Origin of the sequence: Dinghuibacter sp. (assembly GCF_035492835.1) — a bacterium.
In the GTDB taxonomy this organism is placed as follows: Bacteria; Bacteroidota; Bacteroidia; order Chitinophagales; family Chitinophagaceae; genus Dinghuibacter.
On the sequence record NZ_DATJIY010000255.1, the window covers coordinates 1 to 3541 of the forward strand.

Genomic DNA, 3541 nt, shown 5'->3' on the forward strand with positions numbered 1-3541 from the left:
TTTTATAGCGCGGGCAAAAAATACCGCGACAATTTTGGGTATTACCGATTAGTAAGCTACCTTTGCCGTCCTAAATTTACAAGGACAAAATGCCTACGATACAACAGTTAGTAAGAAAAGGTAGAGAAATTATCAGGGCCAAAAGCAAGTCCAGGGCTCTGAGTAACTGTCCCCAGCGCCGGGGGGTTTGCACCCGTGTGTATACCACCACGCCTAAGAAACCCAACTCCGCGCTCCGTAAAGTAGCGAAGGTCCGTTTGACCAACAAGGTGGAAGTCATCGCCTACATCCCGGGTGAAGGCCACAACCTCCAGGAGCACTCCATCGTGCTGGTCCGCGGGGGTCGTGTAAAGGACTTACCGGGTGTGCGTTACCACATCGTCCGCGGCGCCCTGGATACCGCCGGTGTGAAGGATAGGAAGCAAAGCCGTTCGAAGTACGGTACCAAACGCCTCAAGAAAGGCGCGGCACCCGCTCCGGCCAAGAAGAAATAACTATTTCAAATTATTATAACGTCCTAATAGAATGCGTAAAGCACAAGCAAAAAAGCTGCCGCTGGCTCCGGATCCCAGGTTTAACGACAAGCTGGTTACCCGGTTTGTGAACAACCTGATGTGGCAAGGTAAAAAGAGCGTCGCCCTGACGATTTTCTACGACGCCGTTGACCGCGTAGGCAAGACGACCAACGAGGATGGGTACGAAATCTGGCGCCGCGCGCTGTCGAACGTTACCCCCAGCGTAGAGGTCCGCAGCCGTCGTATCGGTGGCGCCACCTTCCAGATCCCGACCGAAGTGCGTCCCGACCGTAAAATCTCCCTGAGCATGAAGTGGTTGATCCGCTACGCCCGGGAAAGGAACGGGAAGAGCATGGCCGAAAAGCTGGCCGGCGAAATCGTCGCCGCCAGCAAGGGTGAAGGCGCCGCTTTCAAGAAAAAGGAGGACACCCACCGTATGGCCGACGCCAACAAGGCATTCTCCCACTTCCGCATCTAACCGGTATTTTCCTTTTTTACATAACTGGCCGAAGTCCTTCCATTTTGGAAGGACTTTTGGTTTTCCCGGCTTTTGGTCAGGCGAGTGGAAATCCTTACCTTTGCGCACCAAATCGCCCCTACGTCCGTACACAAGGCGAAATCATTCTAAATCATACAAATAACAATAACAATCTGTCATGGCAGACCTTAAATTTCAGAGAAACTTTGGTATTGCGGCGCATATCGATGCCGGTAAAACCACCACTACGGAGCGTATCCTGCGGTACACGGGTATGATCCACAAAATCGGGGAGGTTCACGACGGCGCCGCCACGACCGACTGGATGGAACAGGAGAAGGAACGCGGGATCACCATCACCGCCGCTGCCGTGAGCTGCCAGTGGAACTTCCCTACCAACAAGGGGAAGGCCGACGCCAACACCAAGAAATATTCATTCAACATCATCGATACCCCGGGCCACGTGGACTTCACCATCGAGGTGGAGCGTTCCATGCGCGTCCTGGACGGTCTGATCGCGCTGTTTTCGGCGGTTGACGGGGTCGAGCCCCAGTCTGAAACCGTTTGGCGCCAGGCCAACCGTTACAAGGTCCCCCGCATCGGTTTCGTCAACAAGATGGACCGTGCCGGCGCCGACTTTCTGATGGTCGTCCGCCAGGTGAAGGAAATGCTGGGCGCCAAAGCGGTTCCCCTGCAGCTCCCGATCGGGGCCGAAGACGACTTCAAGGGCGTCGTCGACCTGATCCGTATGAAGGGCGTTATCTGGGATATGGCTACCGAAGGGATGACCTTCGAGGAAATCGAAATCCCCGCCGACATGCTGGAAGAAGCCCAGGAATGGCGCGGTCACCTGATCGAAGCCGTTGCTGAATACGACGACAAGCTGCTCGAGAAATTCTTCGAGGACCCCAATTCCATTTCCGAGGACGAAGTACACGAGGCCATCCGCAAGGCGACCATCGACCTGAGCATCGTCCCGATGATGTGTGGTTCATCCTTCAAGAACAAGGGCGTACAAACCGCCCTCGACGCGGTTTGCCGTTACCTGCCTTCCCCGATCGACGTGGACGCCATCGAGGGCACCAACCCCGATACCGGCGAGACCCTGGTCCGCAAGCCCGACGCGAAGGAACCCTTTGCGGCCCTCGCCTTCAAGATCATGACCGACCCCTTCGTGGGCCGTCTGGCGTTCTTCCGGTGTTATTCCGGTCATCTGGACGCCGGCAGCTATGTCCTGAACGTACGCAGCGGCAAGAACGAACGTATCAGCCGTATCATGAAGATGTTCGCCAACAAGCAGAACCCGATCGACTTCATCGAAGCCGGTGACATCGGCGCCGCCGTTGGTTTCAAGGATATCAAGACCGGGGACACCCTGTGCGACGAAAAGCACCCGATCGCCCTGGAAAACATGTTCATCCCCGAGCCGGTGATCGCCATCGCGGTCGAGCCCAAAACGCAGGCCGACGTCGATAAGATGGGTATGGCCATCGCCAAGCTGGTGGAAGAAGACCCCACGCTCCGCGTCAACACCGACGAGGAAACCGGTCAGACGATCCTCCGCGGGATGGGCGAGCTCCACCTGGAAATCATCCTCGACCGTATGAAGCGCGAGTTCAAGGTAGAAGTCAACCAGGGCGCTCCCCAGGTGGCTTACAAGGAAGCCTTCACGGCGACCATCGAACACCGCGAAGTGCTGAAGAAGCAAACCGGTGGCCGCGGTAAGTTCGCCGACATCCAGTTCGCCATCGGCCCCGCCGACGAAGAATGGCTGAAGGAAAACCCCGGGCAACACTACCAGTTTGTCAACGACCTGTTCGGTGGCTCCATCCCCCGCGAATTCGTACCTGCTATCCAGAAGGGCTTCGAGGTATCCATGTCCTCCGGCGTACTGGCCAGTTTTCCGCTGGAAAACATGAAGGTCCGCGTATTCGACGGTAGCTTCCACGCGGTCGACTCCGACTCAATGTCGTTCGAGCTTTGCGCCAAGAGCGGTTTCCGCGAGGCCGGCCGTAAAGCCAAACCCGTCCTGCTCGAACCCATCATGCGCGTCGAGGTGATCACCCCCGACCAGTACATGGGTGACGTAACGGGTGACCTGAACCGCCGCCGCGGTCTCCTGGAGGGTATGGACAGCCGTAACAACCTGCAGGTTATCAAGGCCAAGGTGCCCCTGAGCGAAATGTTCGGGTACGTCACCCAGCTGCGCTCCCTGTCCAGCGGCCGCGCCAGCTCCACCATGGAGTTCCACCACTACTCCCCGGCCCCCAACAATATCGCCGAAGAAGTAGTGGCCAAGGCCAAGGGAAAAGTGAAGGCTGAGTAAATTTTCCGTTGAATAAACTGAACAGCATATGGCCGCCCTTTAATTCGGGCGGCCTTTTTTATTCCGTCCGCTTTTATTCCGTCCGCGTCTGCCTCTTTCCGCGCTGACCATTGGCGCGAAGGCTCGTGGCGAGGGGTGGGGTGCCTCTTTTGTGCCGTTCGCGTCTTGCCTGTGTCCGCTTTGACCTTTAGCGCGTAGGCGAAGGGAACGGGGTGGGGTGGC

Annotated in this window: 3 protein-coding genes; all 3 read left to right on the forward strand. The window is 57.0% G+C overall.

What is annotated here, in order from left to right:
- The first annotated feature begins 89 nt into the window (after positions 1 to 89).
- The 3 genes from rpsL to fusA all read left to right on the forward strand — a co-directional run bounded on the left by rpsL (position 90) and on the right by fusA (position 3319).
- On the forward strand, positions 90 to 494 hold the full coding sequence (rpsL, locus tag VL547_RS22610; protein WP_325582265.1) for a 30S ribosomal protein S12: 405 nt from the start codon (positions 90 to 92) through the stop codon (positions 492 to 494).
- Between the two features lie 31 nt (positions 495 to 525).
- The gene (gene rpsG, locus VL547_RS22615) at positions 526 to 993 is read left to right on the forward strand and encodes a 30S ribosomal protein S7 (RefSeq protein ID WP_325582267.1); all 468 of its coding nucleotides are present in this window, start codon (positions 526 to 528) and stop codon (positions 991 to 993) included.
- A 178-nt stretch (positions 994 to 1171) separates the two neighbouring features.
- Positions 1172 to 3319, forward strand: coding sequence for an elongation factor G (fusA, locus tag VL547_RS22620; protein WP_325582269.1), 2148 nt, complete (start codon positions 1172 to 1174; stop codon positions 3317 to 3319).
- The last annotated feature ends 222 nt before the right edge of the window (positions 3320 to 3541 follow it).